11 protein-coding genes and 1 tRNA gene are annotated in these 18,208 nt (G+C 62.6%); 8 read left to right on the top strand and 4 right to left on the bottom strand.

Annotation, left to right across the window (positions count from 1 at the left end):
* The first annotated feature begins 12 nt into the window (after positions 1-12).
* From GGR30_RS03645 to galE, 5 genes are all read left to right on the top strand, one after another.
* Positions 13-1,272 carry an ABC transporter substrate-binding protein gene (locus tag GGR30_RS03645; protein ID WP_183482693.1) on the top strand — a complete coding sequence of 420 codons (1,260 nt, stop codon included), beginning with the start codon at positions 13-15 and terminating at the stop codon, positions 1,270-1,272.
* A 170-nt stretch (positions 1,273-1,442) separates the two neighbouring features.
* Positions 1,443-2,600, top strand: coding sequence for a galactokinase (locus GGR30_RS03640; protein ID WP_183482691.1), 1,158 nt, complete (start codon positions 1,443-1,445; stop codon positions 2,598-2,600).
* Between the two features lie 34 nt (positions 2,601-2,634).
* Complete coding sequence (locus tag GGR30_RS03635) at positions 2,635-3,672, top strand: UDP-glucose--hexose-1-phosphate uridylyltransferase (protein ID WP_183482689.1); 1,038 nt, start codon at positions 2,635-2,637, stop codon at positions 3,670-3,672.
* 78 nt (positions 3,673-3,750) lie between these two features.
* The gene (gene lacZ / locus GGR30_RS03630) at positions 3,751-6,774 is read left to right on the top strand and encodes a beta-galactosidase, LacZ type (RefSeq protein ID WP_183482687.1); all 3,024 of its coding nucleotides are present in this window, start codon (positions 3,751-3,753) and stop codon (positions 6,772-6,774) included.
* Between the two features lie 50 nt (positions 6,775-6,824).
* Positions 6,825-7,817 carry a UDP-glucose 4-epimerase GalE gene (gene galE / locus GGR30_RS03625; protein ID WP_183482685.1) on the top strand — a complete coding sequence of 331 codons (993 nt, stop codon included), beginning with the start codon at positions 6,825-6,827 and terminating at the stop codon, positions 7,815-7,817.
* 22 nt (positions 7,818-7,839) lie between these two features.
* Here the strand turns inward: galE and GGR30_RS03620 are convergent, their stop codons facing one another.
* Both GGR30_RS03620 and GGR30_RS03615 read right to left on the bottom strand, forming a co-directional pair.
* Entirely contained in the window at positions 7,840-9,384 is a 1,545-nt protein-coding gene (locus tag GGR30_RS03620; RefSeq protein WP_183482683.1) for a DHA2 family efflux MFS transporter permease subunit, read from the bottom strand.
* On the bottom strand, positions 9,377-10,552 hold the full coding sequence (locus GGR30_RS03615; protein WP_183482681.1) for an HlyD family secretion protein: 1,176 nt from the start codon (positions 10,550-10,552) through the stop codon (positions 9,377-9,379). The genes GGR30_RS03620 and GGR30_RS03615 overlap by 8 nt, the downstream gene beginning before the upstream one ends.
* 159 nt (positions 10,553-10,711) lie before the next feature.
* On the opposite strand from GGR30_RS03615, the gene GGR30_RS03610 reads away from it, so the two are divergent.
* Positions 10,712-11,302, top strand: a complete 591-nt coding sequence (locus GGR30_RS03610; protein WP_183482679.1) for a TetR/AcrR family transcriptional regulator — start codon at positions 10,712-10,714, stop codon at positions 11,300-11,302.
* 232 nt (positions 11,303-11,534) lie between these two features.
* Here GGR30_RS03610 and GGR30_RS03605 read toward each other — a convergent pair whose 3' ends face one another.
* On the bottom strand, positions 11,535-12,701 hold the full coding sequence (locus GGR30_RS03605) for a pyridoxal phosphate-dependent aminotransferase (protein ID WP_183482677.1): 1,167 nt from the start codon (positions 12,699-12,701) through the stop codon (positions 11,535-11,537).
* 164 nt (positions 12,702-12,865) lie between these two features.
* Between GGR30_RS03605 and GGR30_RS03600 the strand changes: the two genes are divergently transcribed.
* Positions 12,866-16,369 carry a PAS-domain containing protein gene (locus GGR30_RS03600; RefSeq protein ID WP_183482676.1) on the top strand — a complete coding sequence of 1,168 codons (3,504 nt, stop codon included), beginning with the start codon at positions 12,866-12,868 and terminating at the stop codon, positions 16,367-16,369.
* A 22-nt stretch (positions 16,370-16,391) separates the two neighbouring features.
* Here GGR30_RS03600 and GGR30_RS03595 read toward each other — a convergent pair whose 3' ends face one another.
* Positions 16,392-17,441 carry a DUF475 domain-containing protein gene (locus GGR30_RS03595; RefSeq protein ID WP_183482674.1) on the bottom strand — a complete coding sequence of 350 codons (1,050 nt, stop codon included), beginning with the start codon at positions 17,439-17,441 and terminating at the stop codon, positions 16,392-16,394.
* A 492-nt stretch (positions 17,442-17,933) separates the two neighbouring features.
* On the opposite strand from GGR30_RS03595, the gene GGR30_RS03590 reads away from it, so the two are divergent.
* Positions 17,934-18,007: transfer RNA gene (locus GGR30_RS03590), tRNA-Gly, on the top strand.
* Positions 18,008-18,208: the final 201 nt, after the last annotated feature.

Genomic DNA, 18,208 nt, shown 5'->3' with positions numbered 1-18,208 from the left:
GGAGGAGTGAATATGAAAAACCTGCTCAAACTGACCCTTCTGGCGACGGTCGGCCTGATGCCGCTTGCCGCTCAGGCACAGGACAAGACGACCATCAACTGGGCGCTCTGGGACTGGGATGCGACGGCCTACTACCAGCCGATCATCGACGCCTTCGAGGCCAAATTTCCCGATATCACCGTCGAACATACCGACCTCGGCTCGGCCGACTACTCGACCATGCTGATGACCCAGCTTTCCGGCGGCGGTTCCGACCTCGACGTCGTCCAGGTCAAGGACATTCCGGGCTATGCCAATCTGGTCAAGGCCAATCTCCTGGCCTCGCTCAATGACGATATCACTGAGAACGGCATCGACACAGAAGCCTATGGCGGCCTGATCGAGGCGCTGACGGTCGACGGCAATGTCTATGCCCTGCCGTTCCGTTCCGATGTCTGGATCCTCTACTACAACAAGGACATCTTCGACGAGGCCGGCGTCGAATACCCGACCAATGACATGACCTGGGACGAGTTCGCCGACAAGGCCCGCGCCCTGACGTCCGGCTTCGGCGCCAACAAGAAATATGGCGGCCTGTTCCACACCTGGCGTTCCACGGTGCAGCTGCCCTGCATCATGGATGGTGAACACACGCTCGACGGCGGCGACTACGGCTTCCTGCAGTCCTGCTATGAACGGGTCCTGAGCCTTCAGGAAGACGGCGCCGTGCCGTCCTATGCCCAGTTGAAGACGTCCGGCACGCATTATTCCGGTCCGTTCTACAACGGTACGATCGGCATGCTGCCGATGGGCAGCTGGTTCATCGGCACCCAGATCCAGAAGGTCGCGTCGGGTGAATCGCTTGCCACCAACTGGGGCGTAGCGCGCTATCCGCATATGGAAGGCGTCGAGGCCGGCACCACGGCAGCAACCGTCACGTCGATCGGCGTTGCGGCCAACTCCGAGAACAAGGACGCCGCCATGAAGTTCGCGAACTTCATCGCCGGCCCCGAGGGCGCCAAGGTGATTGCCGAAACCGGCACGTTCCCGGCGCTGATGACGGATGAGGTGCTCGCCACGATCACGTCGAAGGAAGGCTTCCCGACGGATGAGACCAGCAAGGGCGCGTTGAAGACGGTCCAGAGCTATCTCGAAATGCCGGTCAACCTGAAGGCCGCCGATATCGAGGTTGTCCTCAACCGGGCTCACGACAACATCATGACCGACAACATCTCGGTCGAGGATGGCCTGAAGAACATGGATGAAGGCGTTCAGCAGATCCTGAACAACTAAGTCCCGAGCACCGAGAGCGCGTCCCGGCAAAGCCGCCGGGGCGCGCTTTCATTCCTGACCTTGTTTTTTTTGCTCTTCCGCCCGGAAAAAGCCAGTCTTCTTGACAAGTCTGGTTGACGCCAAACCTCATTCATCATCACATGCGCCCGTCTTATTTTCAGGGAGGGAAAATGTCCGACACCGTTCATCTGCGTGAGGCCTTCGCCGAGCGTTTCGGCGGAACCCCTCAGCTTTTCCGCGCGCCCGGACGCGTCAACCTGATCGGCGAGCATACCGATTACAATGACGGTTTCGTCATGCCGGCCGCGCTCGAATTCGAGGCAGAGGCCGCAGCCGCCGCCCGCGACGACCGCATCATCCGCATTCATTCCCTCAACAACGGCAAGAGCGCCGAAATCGATCTCGATGCGGCGGCGAACGCGCCGCGCGGCGACTGGACGGACTATGCCTTCGGCGTCGCCGTCATGATCGAACAGGCCGGCACGACGCTCAAGGGCGCCGATATTCTGGTGTCGTCAACCGTGCCGGTCGGCTCCGGCCTGTCCTCTTCCGCCGCGCTTGAGGTTGTCACCGGCTATGCGCTGCTTTCGCTTTCCGGCCACGCGGTGGATACCGTCGAACTCGCCAAGCTCTGCCAGAAGGCGGAGAACGAGTATGTCGGCATGCGCTGCGGCATCATGGACCAGTTCATCTCCTGCAACGGCGTGCATGACCATGCGCTGATGATCGACTGCCGTTCGCTGGAGCGCAAGCCGGTGCCGATCGACCCGAAGGCGCGGATCGTGGTTGCCAATTCCATGGTCCATCATGCGCTTGCCGACGGCGAGTACAACAAGCGCCGGAACTCCTGCGAGGAAGGGGTGCGCCTGCTCCAGCCCGCGCTCGGCGACATCACGGCGCTGCGCGACGTGAGCTTCGATGCGCTTGAGGAGAACCGCGATTTCCTGCCCGATCTCACCTATCGCCGCTGCCGCCACATCGTCACCGAGAACGAGCGCGTCCTGGCCGCTGCCGATGTGCTGGAGCGCGGCGACCTCAAGGCCTTCGGCCAACTGATGAACGCCTCGCACGCCTCCATGCGCGATGATTACGAGATTTCCTGCGCCGAGGTCGACACGCTGGTCGCGATCGCCCAGTCGCAGCCGGGCGTATTCGGCGCCCGCATGACCGGTGGCGGTTTCGGCGGCTGCGTGGTCAGCCTGGTCGCCGTCGAGGCGGTTGATGACTTTATTGAAACTGTGCGTGCGGCCTATTTTGAAGCCACGGGCCACACCTCCGACATCTTTGCCTGCGCACCGCAGGATGGCGCCGGTCCCCTTGTCGGATGAATGAGAGGCCGGATGAATGAGAGGAGTTGAACCGATGAACGCGTTTTCCGATCACCCGCATCGCCGCTACAATCCGCTTTCCGGCGAATGGGTCCTGGTCTCGCCGCATCGCTCCAAGCGCCCCTGGCAGGGCCAGGTCGAGGATGCGGTGACCGAAGTGATGCCGGCCCATGATCCCGAGTGCTATCTGTGCCCCGGCAATACCCGGGTCAACGGAGAGACCAACCCGGACTATACGGGCACTTTCGTCTTCGACAATGATTTCGCCGCGCTGACGGAGCACGCCCCGAAGGAGCGTTTCGAAGACGGGCTCCTGCTCGCCGAGGGCGAATGCGGCATCTGCCGCGTCATCTGCTTCTCGCCGCGTCACGACCTGACGCTGGCCCGCATGGCGGTCGCCGATATCGCCAAGGTGGTCGATACCTGGGTCGCGCAATATGAGGAACTCGGAATCCATCCTGATATCAGCCATGTCCAGATCTTCGAAAACCGCGGCGCGATGATGGGCTGTTCCAATCCCCACCCCCATGGCCAGATCTGGGCAAGCCGCAGCCTGCCGAACGAGGCGGCAAAGGAGACGGAGAACCAGCGCGCTTACTACGAGAAGCATGGAAAGCCGCTTCTGATGGCGTATCTCGAGCAGGAACTGGCGCTCGGCGAACGCATCCTCTTCGAAAATGAGGGCTTTGTGGTGCTGGTGCCCTATTGGGCGGTCTGGCCGTTCGAGACCATGGTGCTGCCGAAGCGGCATATCCGCTCCATGGAGGAGATGACGGAGAAGGAACGCGACGAGCTGGCCGAGGCGCTGTCGAAGGTCACGGTGCGCTACGACAATCTGTTCAAGACGTCGTTTCCCTATTCCATGGGTTTCCACCAGCGCCCGACCGACGGCGATGATCATGATGAATGGGTGATGCATGCCCATTTCCTGCCACCGCTCTTGCGCTCGGCCACGGTGAAGAAATTCATGGTCGGCTTCGAACTGCTCGGCTCGCCGCAGCGCGACCTGACGCCGGAGCAGGCGGCAGACCGGCTGCGCGACCTACCCGACATCCACTATCTCGCAGACTGATTGGCCGGAGAGCCAGGATAATGAAACCGGCGACCTTTGCCGCCGGCCATGACGCGCGAAGACCGAGAAAGACCGAAAATGCCCATAAAGCCGCGTATCGATTGGCTTTCCGATCCTGAAATCTTCGCGGTCAACCGCCTTGATCCCGTTTCCGATCACATTGCCTGGCCGTCCTTGGAGACGGCGGCGAAGGGCGAGGAAAACCCATTTCGCCAGAGCCTTTCCGGCCGCTGGGCGTTCAGTCTGGCAGGATGCGTTGCCGACCGCCCGGACGGCTTTCACGTCCGCGATTTCGACTTTGCGGACTGGGACAGGATCGACGTGCCCGGATACATGCAGCTTCAGGGCTTTGGCGAGAACCAATATGTGAATACGCAATATCCCTGGGACGGGATCGAGGCGCTGCGCCCGCCGCAAGTGCCGGAGGCCAATCTGGTCGGCTCCTATCTGCGGGATTTCACCTTCGAAAAGCGCGCCGGAACCGGCCGGGTGGTCCTCACCTTCGACGGGGTCGAGACGGCCTTCTTTGTCTGGTTCAACGGTCAGTTTCTCGGCTATAGCGAAGACAGTTTCACGCCGGCCCGTTTTGACGTGACCGACCTTGTGGAGGAGGGGGCAAACCGACTGGCGGTGCAGGTGTTCCAGCGCTCCTCGGCCAGCTGGATCGAGGACCAGGACTTCTGGCGCCTGACCGGCATTTTCCGCGATGTCTGGCTGGAACAGCAGCCCGGCCTCCATCTGGAAGACCTGTTCGTCACCACCGATCTCGCCGATGATTATGCCTCGGCGAAGCTGAGGTTGCGGATGAAGCTTGCCGTTCAGGGGGAAGGCGCTGCAGTCGAGGTGGCGCTTTCCGGAGGGAATGGCCAAGCGGTTGTCGCACCACAGCGTTTTGACGCCACATCGGGAATGGACCTTGTCTTCGACATCGCGAACCCGCTTCTCTGGACCGCGGAAGCGCCGAACCTCTATGACCTCTCCATCACCCTGATCGATGAAGACGGCCAGACCGTCGAATTCATTCCCGAGCGCGTCGGCTTCCGCCGCTTCGAGATCATCGACCGCGTCATGCATCTGAACGGAAAGCGCATCGTCTTCAACGGCGTCAACCGGCACGAATTCAACCCGCTGCGGGGCCGGGCCGTGACCTATGAGGACATGCTCTTCGACGTGCGCTTCTTCAAGCGCAACAACATCAATGCCGTGCGGACCAGCCACTATCCTAACCAGTCGGCCTTCTACCGGCTGTGCGACGAATACGGACTTTACGTCATTGACGAGGCCAATCTGGAAAGCCACGGCTCCTGGCAGAAGGATGGCGCTGTGGAGCCGAGCTGGGTCGTGCCCGGCGACCGGGCCAATTGGCGCGCCGCCGTCATCGACCGCGCCCGCTCCATGCTTGAGCGCGACAAGAATCATGCCTCGATCCTGATCTGGTCCTGCGGCAATGAAAGTTTTGGCGGCAGCGTCATCTTCGACATGTCGAACTGGTTTCGCGACCGCGATCCCTCGCGGCTCGTCCATTACGAAGGCGTTTTCCACGACCGGCGCTTTGACGGCACATCGGATATGGAAAGCCGCATGTACGCGCTGCCGCAGGATGTCGAGGCATGGCTGAAGGACGACCCGCAAAAGCCGTTTATTCTGTGCGAATACACCCACGCCATGGGCAATTCCTGCGGCGGCATGCATCTCTATACCGATCTCGTCGACCGCTATCCGCAATATCAGGGCGGCTTCATCTGGGACTATATCGACCAGGCGCTGGCGCTCGGCGACGGCGTGAGCGATCGCCGGCTCGGCCTTGGCGGCGATTTCGATGATCGCCCCTCCGACTATACGTTCTGCACCGATGGCATCGTCACGGCCTGGCGGCAGGAAACGCCGAAAGTGCAGGAGGTGCGGGCGCTTTACCAGCCATTCGACATCACGCCGGCGCGCGATGCGGTCACCATCCGCAACAGGAACCTGTTCGTTTCCTCCGCCACTCTTCTGCTCAAAATCCGGCTGCTGAAGGATGGCGTCGAGGTTTTCTCAACCGCCATGGAGCCGGAGATTGCGGCCGGCGATACGGCGACGCTGCCGCTCGAACTGCCCGGCGACCTGGCCGCCGGCGAATATGCGGTGCAGGCCTCGCTTTGCCTGAAGCAGAGGACGGCATGGGCCGATGCCGGCCACGAAATGGCTTTCGGTGAACATGTCTTCATGATCGAAGGCGAGCCCGCCATGCCTGCACCGGTGCCGCTGAGGTTGGTACGCGGCGATCTTCATCTCGGCGTCGAGACGCCGGGATATTTTGCGCTGTTTTCAGAAATCTTCGGCGGCATGACGTCGCTGAAGGCCGGCGGCATCGAGCTGATGCATCGTCCGCCGCGCCTCACCTTCTGGCGGGCGATGACCGACAATGATCGCGGCCGTAATCACGGCTTTGACCATGCGATCTGGCAAACGGCGAGCCTCCATGCGAAACGCGGTCCTGTCGACTTTGATATGAACGGCGACGAGCCGGTGGTGCGGTATCGCTTTCCGCTTCCGGGCGTCCCGGTCATGCCGGAGGTTTCATACCGGGTCGGGCGCGATGGACTGATCCATGTGAAAGCCGATTTCCCCGGCGGCGAGGGGTTGCCGGATCTGCCGATCTTCGGCCTCCAGTTCACGCTTCCGCCGGCCTTCGATCGCTTCCGCTATTACGGGCTCGGGCCGGAGGAAAACTATGCCGACCGGTGCCGCGGCGCCCGCCTCGGCATTTTCGAGCGCTCCGTCATTGGCAATCTGTCGCCCTATTCCGTGCCGCAGGAATGCGGCAACCGGATGGGCACGCGCTTTGCCGAGGTGACGGACGACAACGGCAGGGGCTTGCGCTTTCTTGCCGAAGGCGCGCCGTTTGAATTCAATGCGCTGCCGCATGGCACGATGGAGCTTGAAACAGCCGAGCGGCCGGAGCATCTGCCGCCGGTGACCAAGACGGTGGTGACGATTGCGGCGCGGCAAATGGGCGTCGGCGGGGATGACAGCTGGGGTTCGCCGGTGCACGAGCCCTACCATGTGCCTTCCAATCAGCCGCTTTCTCTTGCATTCTCTGTCGCGCCGGTCGGATTTTAGGCAAACAATGATTTCGGGGCACTTTGCGTGCTGAACAGGAGATTGAAGATATGGCAATACTCGTAACAGGCGGCGCCGGCTATGTCGGTAGCCACATGGCACATGCGCTGGTCGACCGTGGCGAAGACGTCGTGGTGATCGATGATCTGTCGACCGGCCACCGCGAACTGATCCCGGAGAAGGCCAAGCTGGTCGAGGGCGATATTGCCGACAGGAAGCTGGTCTCGAAACTGATCGCGGATGAGAAGATCAACGCCATCGCCCATTTCGCCGGCTCCATCGTGGTCTCCGACTCGGTCTCGGACCCGCTGACCTATTACGAAAACAACACGGTCAAATCGCGGGCCCTGATCGAGGCGGCGGTCGCCTCCAAGGTCGAGGCCTTCCTGTTTTCCTCGACGGCCGCCGTTTACGGCGAGCCCGGCGTCGATCTGTTGGATGAGGAGCAAAACCTGCAGCCGGTTTCGCCCTATGGCTGGTCAAAGCTGATGACCGAGGTGATGCTGCGCGACAGTGCCGCCGCCTATGGCCTGAAATATGCGGCGCTGCGCTATTTCAATGTCGCCGGCGCCGATCCCGAAGGCCGCACCGGCGAGACCCGCGAACATGCGACCCATCTGATCGAGATTGCCGCCCAGGCCGCGACCGGGCGACGCAACCGCATGCAGATCTTTGGCACGGATTATCCGACGCCGGACGGCACCTGCCTCAGGGACTATATCCACGTCACCGACCTGATCGACGCCCATGTGAAGGCGCTGATGCATCTTCTGAACGGCGGCGAGAATTTCGTTGCCAATTGCGGCTATGGCCACGGCTTTTCGGTGCTGGAAGTGGTTGACGCGATCAAGCGGGTCTCCGGCGTCGATTTCCGCGTCGACATGGCCGAGCGCCGTCCCGGTGATCCGCCCGCACTGGTCGCCGATTCCGCCCGCGTGCGCGAAATCCTCGGCTGGGAGCCGAAGTATGACGACCTGACAACCATCGTCCGCCATGCGCTCGCCTGGGAAGACCAGCTGGTGAAGGGCCGCGTCAAGCTCTAGATTTTGGCAATGGTGCCGGACATCAGTGTCCGGCGTCGGCAGGTGGCGGTGAAACCTTCATGGCGCCCGGCTTGCGCATGACAAGCACCAACGGCATCAGCGCGATGGTTACGATCATCATCAGCTTGAAGTCGTCCAGGTAGGAGATCATCGCGGCCTGCAGGCTGATCTCCGAATTGACCAGGAAGACCAGGATCTGATGACCGAAGCCTGTCTTCTCCGCGATATCGGCAAGGCGGGGCCCGTCCTCGACGAGTTTCGCCGTCATCTCCGTGCGGTTGGTGGCGATGTTCCAGGCAAGCACAGTGGAAAGCAGCGAGATGCCGACGCTGGAGCCGATATTGCGCACGAGGTTGAAGACGCCGGCGGCTTCCGCGCGGAAGCGCGATTCAAGCGTCGCATAGGCAAGCGTCGACAGCGGCACGAAGACCAGACCAAGGCCAAAGCCCTGGATGATGCCCGTCATGATGATCGGCTGCTCGCCCATGTCGACGGAAAAGCCCGTCATCATGTGCATGGACCAGGCTGTCAGCGACAGGCCGAGCAGGATGGCGATGCGGCTGTCGATCCGGTTTGAAAGCCGGCCATAGATCATCATCGCGACCATCGTTCCGAAGCCGCGCGGGGCCATGATCAGGCCGGAGCGGCTGGCGGTATAGCCGAGCACGTCCTGCAGCATCGCCGGCAGGAGCGCCGAGCCGCCGAGCACCATGGCGCCGACGAGCGCGCTGAGCGCAAGCGCCGTCAGCAGGTTCTTGTCCTTCAGCACGTGAAGCGAGATGAACGGGTCGCGGGCGTTGCGGATATGGATGCCGAATACCCAGAGACCGGAGATGAACAGGCCGGTCTCGATCCAGATCTCCGTCGACTGGAACCAGTTCTCCGCCTGGCCGCGGTCGAGCACCATCTGCAGCGCCCCGATGGCGATTGCCAGCATGGCAAAGCCAAAGAAATCGAAGCGGCGGACCTTCGGCGGGGTTTTCGGCAGGAACGCTATCATGCCGATGATCGCGAGAATGCCGACCGGCAGGTTGACGTAGAAGACATAGCGCCAGCCCCAGTTTTCCGTCAGCCAGCCGCCGAGTGTCGGGCCGATGATCGGGCCGAGCATGACGCCCATGCCCCAGATGGCCATGGCCTGGCCGTGGCGTTCGCGCGGATTGATGTCGAGCAGTACGGTTTGCGAAAGCGGCACGAGGCAGGCGCCGAACAGGCCCTGCAACACGCGGAAGGCGACCATTTCATTGAGGCTGGAGGCCATGCCGCAGGCCATGGAGGCAACGACGAAACCCGCCGCCGAGACGATGAAGATCTGCCTCAGGCCGAAGCGATCGGAGAGCCAGCCGGTGACCGGGGTGATGATTGCCGAGGCGACGATATAGGAGGTCAGGACCCAGGTGATCTGGTCCTGGCTCGCGCCGAGCGAGCCGCGCATGGAGGGCAGCGCGACATTGGCGATCGTGGTGTCCAGCACCTGCATGATGGTCGCCAGCATGATGGAGATCGACAACAGTCCCTTGTAGGGAATGTTGAGCATGTCCACCGGTTCGGCGGTGGCGTCACTCATTTTGCTCACCATCTGCGGCGATCGCCGTCTCTCCGAAACCGATTGCGGCAAGCCCGTTTGAAACGAAGCGCGGCAGGCCGCGGGCATGCCCGGTATCAACGCCGACGGTCGCGCTCATGCCGATGCGCAGCGGCGGCGTTCGGTCGTTGATATCGAGGGCGATGCGAACGGGTACGCGCTGGACAACCTTGACCCAGTTGCCGCTGGCATTCTGCGCCGGGATCAGCGAAAAGGCCGAGCCGGTGCCCGCGCCAATGCTTTCGACCGTGCCCTTGATGGGGGCGTCGGGATAGGCGTCGATCGTGATTTCGACGGGCTGTCCGGCCCGCATATGGGCCAGGTCGGTCTCCTTGAAATTCGCCTCGATCACCGTCGAGCCGGTTTCGACGAGGGTGAGCACGCTGGATGCGGTGGAGACATACTGGCCCGGCCTCAGCGAGGTCGTCTGGGTGACGATGCCATCGGCGGGCGCGGTGACCCTTGTGCGCTTGAGGTTGATTTCCGCTGCCGAAAGGCGGGCAAGAGCCGCCATCACATCCGGGTGCCTGTCGGTTTCGATGTCGGGATCGCCGCCGAGGGCGGCCTTGGCGCTGGCGACGTCCTGCCGGGCGCTGACAACGGCGCCCTCGGCGGTCTTCAGCGTCAGGTCGGCCTCATCAAGCGCGGTCTGGCTGACGGCGCCCTGGCCGAGAAGCGTCTTCTGGCGGGTCTCGCGCGTGCGTGCGATCTCGCGCGCTTCTCTTGCGGTATCAAGCTGGGCCTCGGCCTTCAGATAGTCGGATTTCAGCTTCTCGACGCCAAGTCTTGCCGAGGCGACGGCTGCCGTTGCCTGGTCGACGGCGTTCACATAGGTCGTGTCATCGATGGCAAAGAGAAGGCTGCCCCTGGCAATCCGGTCGTTCTCGTCTGCGCCGACCGTGGTGATTTCGCCGCTGACCTGCGGCACGATCCGGACCTGATCCTGGCTGATATAGGCGTTCTCGGTGGAAACGACCCGGCCGCCGGTGACATAGACATAGCCGCCGACGGCGGCAAGCAACACCGGCACGGAAGCCATCAGGACAAACCGGCCCGGCCGGCGGCGCTTCGGCGGAACAATGGTGACATCATTTTCGGCGGCCGTCGGGGACGGCTCGACCGAAACATCCTGATCGGTTGAACTACTCATGATTTTTTCCTGATAATAAAAGCCGTCTGGGCGGCTGAAAATTGTGGTCCCGCTGAAATGTCTCTTGGGCGACATTGTCAATTAGGATACATTGATGTATCTAATATTTGAGGCGCATCCTGTCAACAGGGTTCACGTGTGTTTCTTATTGAGGTTGAAATGACAGGTCAGAAATCCGAACGCAGGCGTGGCGAGGCGCTGGAATCAGCGATCCTCGAGGCCGCCTTCGACACGCTGGTGGAGGTCGGCTATGGGGGCATGACCATGGAGGCCGTGGCCAAGCGCGCCGGCACCAGCCGTCCTGTCCTCTACCGGCGCTGGCCCAATGCGGCCGAGCTGACGGTCGCCGCCATGCGCCATCACCTCGCCGCCCATCCGCTGGAAATCCCTGACACCGGCAATCTGCGCGAAGATGTGATGGGCCTCCTGCGCCATATCGTCGAAAGGCGCACGCGACTCGGCGCGTTGATCTCGGTGGAGCTCAACGATTTCTTTCGCGAGACCAATTCAAGTCCGGCCAAGCTCAAGACGCAGATCGTCTCACGCGAGCAACACGTCATGGAAGTGCTGCTCAGCCGGGCGATCGCGCGCGGAGAGATCGAGGACCGGGCCTTTCGCCCGCGCGTCATCTCGCTGCCGGTCGATCTTTTGCGCAATGAGATGATGATGACGCTGGAACCCGCCAGCGAACAGGCGATCGAAGAGGTGGTCGACGAGATTTTCCTGCCGCTGGTCGGGTATCGTGGGTGAGCGATGAGGGTGTGACTGGCGACGAAGGTATGGGGTTTGTATCCCGTGTTTCCGCCCCAATTTATCTCCCCCCTTGAGGGGGAGATGTCGCGAAAGCGACAGAGGGGGGTATGAACCCTCGCCTCTGGCACAGCGTCCTTATCGTGCTGGCTTCACCCCCCTCTCCCCCTCAAGGGGGGAGAATGCTGGGAGGATGGCAAGACTATCATGGCCTCTCCGGCCCAGAATGCCCCTAAAGCCTGCCGATATAATCCGCCAGACGCTCGGCCGCGTCTTCCAGCTGGCCGGCATTGCGCAGGAAACAGGCCCGGAGGAACGGTTCGCCGCCCGGCCCGAAGGCGGAGCCGGGCGCGAGGCCGACGCCGGTCTTGTCGACGATGTCGAGCGCGGCCTTGCGGCTGTCGGTCAGCCCGTCGACCTTGAGGAAGGCGTAGAGCGCGCCGTCGGGCTTCAGCGTCTCCACCCGGTTGGTGGCAAGCAGCCGATCGCAGAAAATATCGCGCCCGACCCGCGCCCGCTCGTAGTTCTCGGCAATCACATGGTCGCCGTCACGGATCGCGGCCAGCGCGCCCTGCTGCATGAACTGGGCAACGCCCGAGGTCGTGTACTGCACCAGATTTTCGATCGTGTCGCCGAGTTCCGGCGGAGCGACCAGCCAGCCCACGCGCCAGCCGGTCATCGACCAGTTCTTGGAAAAGGAATTGATGAACACGATCCGGTCGCCGTCTTGCCTGATATCGAGGAAGGAGGGCGCGCGACCGCCGGCGAAGTGATAGAGCGCGTAGATCTCGTCGGCGAGGATCCAGATGCCGTGGCGGCGCGCGATATCAAGCAGCGCTGAGAGGTCCTCAAGGCTCGCCGTCCAGCCGGTGGGATTGGCCGGCGTGTTGACGAAGATCATCCGCGTCTTGTCGGTGATCGCCGCTTCCACGCGGGCCGGATCGAGGTTCCAGCGGCCATCGGAAAATTCCAGCGGCACGCCGACCTTCTGCGCGCCGGAAACGCCAAGCGCGGCGGCAATATTCGGCCAGGCGGGGGTGAAATAGATTGCCTCGTCGCCGGGCTCCGTCATCGCCTCGACCATGATCTTGATCGCATGCATGCCGGAGCCGGTGACATAGACATGTTCCGGCGAAAGCTTCGCGCCGAAATGGCGGGCGTAGTAGTCGGCTATCGCGGCGCGCAGCGGCGGGATGCCGCGCTGATGGGTATAGAAGGTCTCGCCATTGTCGAGCGCCGCCTTGGCCGCATCACGGATGAACTGCGGCGTCGGCAGGTCGCCTTCACCCGCCCAGAGCGGCAGAAGCCTGTCGCGGTCGCGGCCGTAATTGATGATTTCGACAATGCCGCTTTCCGGCGCGTCCTGTGCCCTGAGGCTGAGGCTTTTCGTGAGTGTCATGCGGTTCTCCGTGCTCAATCCGTTTTAATGCGGAGAACGGCCTGCATTCCATCAAATTCAGGAACGAAATCATTGTTTTTTGTGATGGCATCTGCTGCGACAGTCGCATTTGAAACCGGTCGCCGATAGCCTATGGTGGAGAAGCTCGCGAAGGGAGGCGTTTCATGCTGCCGGGCTGGCTGATCTTGTTGGCGGCGCTGCTTTACATCATGCTGCTGTTTGCCGTGGCGAGCTATGGCGACCGGCGGGCAAAGCGCGAGCTCGCGCCGCGTTCCGGCCGCAACTTCGTCTATGCGCTCTCGCTTGCCGTCTATTGCACCTCCTGGACCTATTTCGGCGGCGTCGGTCTTGCCGCGACGCGTGGGCTCGAGTTCCTCGGCATCTATATCGGGCCCATTCTGGTTTTCACCATCGGCATGCCGGTGGTCCGGCGCATCGTGTCGCTGGCGAAATCGGAAAAGCTGACCTCGGCGGCCGATTTCCTTGCCGCCCGCTATGGCAAGAACCCGATGGTCGCGGGTCTCGTTGCGTTGATCTCGCTGGCCGCCGCCATTCCCTATATCGCGCTGCAATTGAAGGCGGTTTCGGATTCGGTTGCCGTCATGGTCGGCGGCACGATCGATCCGCCCTCCGTCGGCGCGGCCTTCGGCGTCGGCCTGCCGCTTGCCGTCACATTGGCGCTCGCAAGCTTCGCCATCGTCTTCGGCACCCGCCACACGGACGCGACAGAGCATCAGGACGGGCTGATCCTGGCGATTGCCATGGAATCGGTGGTCAAGCTGGTGGCCTTCGGTTCCGTCGGCCTGTTCGTGCTGTTCGCGCTCTATAACGGTCCGGCCGATCTTCTCGCCGCCGCCCGGGAAAATGCGGCGGCCGCGGCGGCGCTCACCTACGAGACGCCGATGAGCCGCTGGGTGCTGCTCACCGTGCTGTCGGCCTTCGCCATCCTGCTTCTGCCGCGCCAGTTTCACGTCACCGTTGTTGAAAACCGCACCGAGGGCGAACTCAGCCTCGCCCGTTTCCTGTTTCCCGCCTATCTGATCGCGATCAACCTTCTGGTGCTGCCGGTCGCGATCGGCGGCGCGATGACGCTCGGACCCGGCGTCGATCCGGACCTCTACGTCCTGCAACTGCCGCTTACCCATGGCCAGCCGTTGATTTCGCTCGTCACCTTCCTCGGCGGCTTTTCGGCGGCTACGGCGATGGTCATCGTCGCCTCGGTGGCGCTGGCGATCATGCTGTCGAACGACATCGTCAACCCCATCCTGCTCAGGCGGCGGATGATTGCCGGCGGCACCCACCGCCAGGATTTCTATTCACTGCTGCTCAATATCCGCCGCGCCTCGATCCTCGGCGTCATGCTGCTCGGCTATGCCTATTACCGCCATATCGACAGCGATCGGGGCCTGTTCTCCATCGGCCTTCTGGCCTTCGCTGCGATCGCCCAGGTGGCGCCGGCGCTGTTCATCGGGCTTGTCTGGCGCAATGCCAATGCGCGCGGCGCCATTCTCGGCCTGTCGCTCGGCTTTCTCACCTGGGTCTATCTGCTGTTCGTGCCGAGCCTTGGCGGGCCGGACCATTCGGCGATCGCCGGCGAAGTGATGAACTTCATCATTCCGGGAACCGGACTCTTCGTCGGCCCGGGTGCCGATATTCTCCTGAACGTCACCTGCCTATCGCTGCTGATCAATGTCGCCGGCCTCGTTCTCGGCTCGCTCAGCCGCCAGGCGCGTCCGCTGGAGCGCATCCAGTCCGGCATCTTCGTCAAGCGCCAGGCCCGCTGGCAGTCAACCGCGCGCGGTATCGGCACGGGCGTTTCCGTCGGTATGCTGCGCGAGACGCTGAACGGCTATCTCGGCACGGAACGCACGGCGCGCTCCTTCGCCACATTCGAGCGCAATGCCGGCCGGCGCATGGGCGATGACGAGCAGGCGGACATGGCGCTCATTCACTTTTCCGAACAATTGCTCGGCAGCGCCATCGGCTCGTCCTCGGCACGGCTCGTCCTGTCGCTGGTGCTGCAGCGCGCCGAAGCCGCCTCCGGCGATGCCGCCTTCCTGCTCGATCAGGCAAGCGAGGCGCTGCAATATAATCAGGGCCTGCTGCAGACCGCTCTCGCCCAGATCGATCAGGGCATTGCGGTGTTTGATGCCTCCAACCGGCTCACCGTCTGGAACAAACGGTTCCGCGCGCTGCTCGACCTGCCGGAAGAGGTCGGCCAGGTGGGCTATCCGTTGATCAACATCATGGGCCGGCTTTCCTCGCGCGGCGATCTCACCGGCGACGAGGCGCGCGAGGCCCTCAGGCGGCTGCGGGCGCATGAAAGCGCCTTCCCGATGGTGCTCGACAAGGGGCGGCGGATCATCGAGGTGCAGTCGCGCGCCATGCCCGAAGCCGGCATGGTCGTCACCTTCACCGACATCACCCGGCGGGTGGAGGCCGATCTCGCGCTCAAGCAGGCCAACGAGACGCTGGAACAGCGCGTCGCCGCACGCACGGCTGAACTGACCGAGGTCAACAAAGCGCTGCGCGTTGCGCGCGCGGCCGCCGACGAGGCCAATATCGGCAAGACGCGCTTCTTCGCCGCCGCAGGCCACGACATCCTGCAGCCACTCAATGCCGCGCGGCTTTACGCGACGGCGCTCGGCGAGCGCATGCCGGCCGATGGCGAGGAGCGCGCCTTTGCCGAGAAGATCGATTCCGCGCTGCAATCGGTCGAAGATATTCTGGGCGCGGTGCTCGATATCTCCCGGCTCGATGCAGGGGCGATGAAGCCGCATTTTGCCGCGGTGAACCTTGGCGAAATGCTGAAGCGGGTCGAAACCGACTTCCGTCCGCTTGCCGATGAGCGCGGGCTGGATTTCACCGTGGTCAAATCGTCGCTCAAGGTGCGCTCGGATGCCCACGCCCTCAGGCGTCTGGTGCAGAACCTGGTGTCGAACGCGATCAAGTACACGATCACCGGTAAGGTGCTGGTCGGCGTGCGCCGCCATGGCAACCAGGCGGTCATCGAGGTGCATGATACCGGGATCGGCATTCCTGCCTCGAAGGCGGAAAGCGTGTTCAAGGAGTTCACCCGGCTGGACGAGGGCGCGCGCGCCGCTCAGGGGCTCGGTCTCGGCCTGTCGATCGTTGACCGGCTTGCCCGCATGCTGGAACATCCCGTCGCGCTGTCCTCCGCGCCGGGCGAGGGCACCGTGTTCCGGCTGACCGTGCCGCTGGCAGACGCCGCGAGCGAGACCGCGCCGCAGGCGGCGAAGCCGGCAAGCCGTCTGCCCGGCCACGCGATTGCCGGTCTCAAGGTGCTGTGCATCGACAATGAGGAGGCCATTCTGGAAGGCATGCGGGTTCTTCTCGGCGGCTGGGGCGCGGATGTGCATGTTGCCCGCAGCGCCGAGGCCGCCGGCGCGCTCGATATCATGCCCGACGTCATCATCGCCGACTATCATCTCGACAATGGCGGAAGCGGCGTGCGTGCCGTCGTTGATCTGCGCGAACACTACCAGCGCCATATTCCGGCCCTGCTCATGACCGCCGACCGCACGCAGGATGTGCGCGATCTGGCGGAGGAGGAGGATATCGTCGTCCAGCACAAGCCATTGAAACCGGCCTTGCTGCGCGCCTTTCTCAACCAGATCGCGATCTTCCACAAGGCCGCTGCCGAGTGAGGGGCGCCGCTTTCCTTTAGGATCAGTGTGCCTGTCTCATCCGCTCCGATTTGCGCCAACGCAGCGACGACCAGAGTGAGAGCCCGATCAGCCCTGCGCCGATCATGCCGGTCACGGCTTCCGGGATATGAACAAGGGTCTGGGCGAACATGATAACCGCCAGCACCAGGATGGCATAGAAGGCGCCATGTTCGAGAAACCGGAAATGCGACAGCGTCTTCCGGTCGACGAGAAGGATCGTCAGCGAGCGCACATACATGGCACCGATGCCGAGACCGATGGCGATCACCAGAAGGTTCTTGGTGAGTGCAAAGGCGCCGACCACGCCGTCGAAGGAAAAGCTCGCGTCCAGCACCTCAAGATAGACGAAGGCGCCGAGCCCGCCCTGAGCCGCGGTCTTTGCCGCCTTCGCTTGGCTGGCATCAAGGAAACCGCTGAGGATCTCGACGCCGAGAAAGGTGATCAGGCCGTAAAGCGCGGGATAGAGGAAATCTTCCGAGCGCTCTTCCGCCACAAGCCCGGAGAAGATCAGCACCAGAATGAGCGCGACGCCGATCTCGATGCCCTTGATGGAGGCCGAGCGCGCCATCGGCTCCTCCAGCCAGGGCAGCCAATGCACGTCCTTGTCGCGATCGAAGAAATAGGTGAGGCCGACCATCAGAAGGAAGGTGCCGCCAAAGGCGGCGATCGACAGGTGTGCGTGGTGCATGATGTCGGCATAGGCGCGCGGCTCGGCAAAGGCGAGGTGAACCGCATCGATCGGGCCGATCTTCGCGGCAAGCGCCACGATGACCAGCGGGAAGATGAGCCGCATGCCGAAGACGGCGATCAGAATGCCCCAGGTCAAGAAACGTCGCTGCCAGGCATGGCTCATCGCCTTCAGCTTGTTGGCATTGACGACCGCATTGTCAAAGGAAAGCGAGATTTCGAGAACGGCAAGCACGGCCGTGATGAACAGGAAGGTCACGGCGCCGCGCGGGCCAAAGCTGAAATAACCATAGGCCGCGCTGCCCAGGAGCCCGAAGACGGTGACGATGAAGGCCCATTTGAAATAGGAAAGGGTGGAGATCATGACCGTCTCTCCGCCATCGCGGAAATACGGTAACGGGTGGATACGCATGGGCCTTGCACATGCGATCCGACGCAGGAAATGTGAAGCATGATGAACATGTCCGCCGGCTAATTTGCGGGCGGTGCCGACATCACGAGAGCGCCGTCAAACTCTCGCCAGAGGGGCCCGGCACCGGGTTTGCCGTCGCGCAGGCTGTCTTGTGAGAGCTTTCACCCTGAAAACGCGCCAATGGCCAGCCCTGCAGGTCGGCCCGGTTGCGATCGGCAGGCACAGATTTAGCCACGCGGCGCCAACCGTCAACCCCCAGTGCTTCGCGCGGAAAAGCGGTTTCCTGTTTGTCGGCATGCCGATGCGCCGATGCAGGGCGCCCGGTCGGCGCGGCAGCCAAGAGGCGATAAGGCGGATCCTGACCGATGCGCCCTGTCCCGCCGCCGCGTTTTTCGGCTTGCCGGAAAGCCGGCGGCGGTGGTATTCATCGCCATCGGGCCATCCGCGGGTATGATGTAATGGTAGCCTGTCAGCTTCCCAAGCTGAACGCACGGGTTCGATTCCCGTTACCCGCTCCAATGATTTCAAATAGTTATTCTGGAAGCGTTTCACTCGTTACACTGCGTTTCACTCGGCCGATTTTGGCAGCCGTATGCTAACTCTCGCTTCAGCGATTCTTCTGGCTGTTGATTGCCACTGAGAACTGACCCGGCGTTTCCACCTAGAATTGACCCGCCTGCTAGGTATGTTTCGGATCTGCGGTTGTGGTCAAGTTCCTC

Source organism: Martelella radicis, from assembly GCF_014196625.1.
GTDB classification, from domain to species: domain Bacteria; phylum Pseudomonadota; class Alphaproteobacteria; order Rhizobiales; family Rhizobiaceae; genus Martelella; species Martelella radicis.
Note: the sequence above shows the minus strand (reverse complement) of the source record. Positions and strands in the feature narration are given on the sequence as shown.

Excerpts from the sequence above, each read along its gene's own strand:
- GGR30_RS03600 (WP_183482676.1), top strand. The coding sequence starts at position 12,866 with ATGCTGCCGGGCTGGCTGATCTTGTTGGCGGCGCTGCTTTACATCATG.
- GGR30_RS03635 (WP_183482689.1), top strand. The coding sequence starts at position 2,635 with ATGAACGCGTTTTCCGATCACCCGCATCGCCGCTACAATCCGCTTTCC.
- GGR30_RS03595 (WP_183482674.1), bottom strand. The coding sequence starts at position 17,441 with ATGATCTCCACCCTTTCCTATTTCAAATGGGCCTTCATCGTCACCGTC.
- galE (WP_183482685.1), top strand. The coding sequence starts at position 6,825 with ATGGCAATACTCGTAACAGGCGGCGCCGGCTATGTCGGTAGCCACATG.
- GGR30_RS03610 (WP_183482679.1), top strand. The coding sequence starts at position 10,712 with ATGACAGGTCAGAAATCCGAACGCAGGCGTGGCGAGGCGCTGGAATCA.
- GGR30_RS03645 (WP_183482693.1), top strand. The coding sequence starts at position 13 with ATGAAAAACCTGCTCAAACTGACCCTTCTGGCGACGGTCGGCCTGATG.
- GGR30_RS03615 (WP_183482681.1), bottom strand. The coding sequence starts at position 10,552 with ATGAGTAGTTCAACCGATCAGGATGTTTCGGTCGAGCCGTCCCCGACG.
- GGR30_RS03620 (WP_183482683.1), bottom strand. The coding sequence starts at position 9,384 with ATGAGTGACGCCACCGCCGAACCGGTGGACATGCTCAACATTCCCTAC.
- GGR30_RS03605 (WP_183482677.1), bottom strand. The coding sequence starts at position 12,701 with ATGACACTCACGAAAAGCCTCAGCCTCAGGGCACAGGACGCGCCGGAA.
- lacZ (WP_183482687.1), top strand. The coding sequence starts at position 3,751 with ATGCCCATAAAGCCGCGTATCGATTGGCTTTCCGATCCTGAAATCTTC.
- GGR30_RS03640 (WP_183482691.1), top strand. The coding sequence starts at position 1,443 with ATGTCCGACACCGTTCATCTGCGTGAGGCCTTCGCCGAGCGTTTCGGC.